We start from the raw sequence: 362 nt of genomic DNA on the forward strand, positions 1-362 counted from the left end.
CTCTTGGAGATGCTCCGAAACTGATATAGTTTTTCAATTCAGGAAGACCATATTTTTCAGGATAACGGGTTGCAAAAACCATATCCAGAATGTATTTTTCAATTTTTTCGTCCAGATAAATCTGATTAACAATTGCTTTTGCTTCAACGATATTCTGCAAAGAAATCACCTGTTTAATTTCAGGCTGATGAGAAGTTGAGACCATTCTCATTACTTTTCTTTCGTCTTCAAATTCAGGATAATCTATTTTACATTTCAGCATAAAACGGTCGCTTTGTGCTTCAGGTAAAAGATAAGTTCCTTCCTGATCGATTGGGTTTTGAGTTGCTAAAACCAAAAAAGGTTTCGGTAAAGGCATTGTT

Annotated in this window: 1 protein-coding gene; it reads right to left on the minus strand. The window is 34.8% G+C overall.

The window, feature by feature from the left end:
* A partial coding sequence (locus AB4Z29_RS32440; protein WP_441946970.1) for an AAA family ATPase occupies positions 1 to 362 on the minus strand: 362 nt, incomplete at both ends.

The sequence above is a fragment of the Paenibacillus sp. 2TAB23 genome, assembly GCF_052115165.1.
Taxonomy (GTDB): domain Bacteria; phylum Bacillota; class Bacilli; order Paenibacillales; family Paenibacillaceae; genus Pristimantibacillus.